The 1828-nt window shown below is 54.8% G+C and carries 2 protein-coding genes; both read right to left on the bottom strand.

Annotated elements, in window-relative coordinates:
* Positions 1-114: 114 nt before the first annotated feature.
* Positions 115-1416, bottom strand: coding sequence for an NACHT domain-containing protein (locus G3A44_RS23100; protein ID WP_163460104.1), 1302 nt, complete (start codon positions 1414-1416; stop codon positions 115-117).
* Between the two features lie 165 nt (positions 1417-1581).
* On the bottom strand, positions 1582-1828 hold a 247-nt coding region (locus G3A44_RS23095; protein ID WP_163460103.1), incomplete at its 5' end, for an integrase core domain-containing protein.

Here is a 1828-nt window from a genome sequence, read left to right as displayed (position 1 = left end):
TGACGTCCTGGCTCAGCAGCAGGCTGATCTGCGTGCGCTCCTCCATGCTCAGGCTTGAATATGCTTGACCCATCGCTTCAAGTCATTGGCTCAGTTGAGGTGTTGCACTTCAGTCTAGAGCCCAGGCTCTTGCCAGTGAGCCCAGCTCTTTGCCGCTTCTGCGTAGAAGCGACTTGCAAAAGCATCGTCGGACCCTTTAACAAAAGCGGCTGCGTGGTATTCGGCGATGCTCTTGTGGAGGAAGGTTGTGTCGCCGACTCCTTCTTCGAGCATCAAACAAGCAACTTTGGTGATGTCCTTGCGAAAGTCGATTTCCTTGCAGCGCGAGCCCTCAATGTAGTCCTGAGCAAGCTCGAACGCCTCTGTGAACTGAGCCGGGCTAAGCGTACGACTGGATCCAAGTTGCAAGCTCATGAAGCAGAAAGCTTCAAACAGTGTTTGGAGCTTTCTTTCTGACAACCCGGAGTGGTGTTCTCGCTCAAAGGCTGCCTTCAGCTTGTCGTGTCGAGTGAAGACCGTGTAGAAGAGTCGCTCAAAGAACTCGGGAAGATCGGATGGAATCTGCTTCTCAGACTGATACACGAACACCACAAGTGTCAGCATAAGTGGTGTTGAAATCAGGCTTGCAACCTTGCTGGGGCTGGCTTTGATCGCGTGAACGATGTCCGCAATTCTTACTGCCGAAAGGCTTAGCGCCTGCAAAAATGGTGAGTAGTCTTCAGGCCTGAGGGGTGCGATCTCAAGCACTCGAAACTTACTTAGTTTCTGTACTTCGTTGTTGGGTCTTGACGAGACAAGTACTTGCAAGTCAGGAAACTGCTCGCCGAGGTGTTCGAGTTCGAGCGTAGTTTCTCTAACGAGTGGCGTCTCGAGTTCATCGAATCCGTCCAACAACAGCACAATCCGACCAGAGGAAGCAAGATAGTCAAAGAGGCTGTCATCGACTGAGATTTCATATGCGGAAAGGGATTTGTAGATGGCTTGCCGGAGCGGTGTTGCCTTAGTCACCTTACGCAACTCAAGAAAGACTGGAAGGCGCGCGTTGCCGGGTCGAAGGAGCTCTTGCAAAGCAAGATAGCGCAGAAGGACAGACTTCCCCTGCCCGACGATTCCTTGAATTACCGCGGAGCCTTCGCCCAGATCGGTGATTGAGTCCAGCTTGGTCGAACGGTCGTTCGGGGCGCGCAGCTTGCTTGGATAGTAGAAGCTACGCAGCGATACATTCTTCTCAGGGCTCCAGATGGTTCGAACGGAATCGATCTCAGCCAGCTGACGAGCAAGCTTCTTTGGGAAGCCGGCGGTGGCCCAACGGTCGAGCGCCTTGCGGGTGGTGCCCTTGGCTCCCTCATAGAGATCTTTGATCACAGGAGCTGCGGCTTTCGCGATCGCCGCGGCGCCAAGAAGTGTTGTGCTCATCTGATTGAACGAGGGTTGTTGAATTCTGAAGTGCGCGACAGGAGGCCGTTTTGTAAAGCCCAACGAATGAAAGGAACTTCCCCGCCCCGGGTCGGTCGCGATGCGGCGCAAGTTGAGGGGTGCCAGGATGGGCGCAGGTCCGTCATGGTGTCGGTGCCTTGTTTCTCAGTTGTCAGGTCCCGGATGATTCCTGATCATTTTGAGGAACAAGTGCGGGTGTGAGATCCGCCATCGTTTGAGCGCCTGCACGGGCGTCTCATGCCCAAGCGCCTTCTGTGGCAGGTGCTGGTTGTAGAGCCACACATAGCGGTGCAGGGTCTTCTCCAGATCCTCCGCGCTGTTGAAGTGGTGCGTGCGCAGCACCTGCTCCAAGCGGCCATTGAACCGCTCGACCATGCCATTGGTCTGTGGC

The organism is Ideonella livida, assembly GCF_010499455.1.
Lineage (GTDB): Bacteria > Pseudomonadota > Gammaproteobacteria > Burkholderiales > Burkholderiaceae_C > Ideonella > Ideonella livida.
Note: the sequence above shows the minus strand (reverse complement) of the source record. Positions and strands in the feature narration are given on the sequence as shown.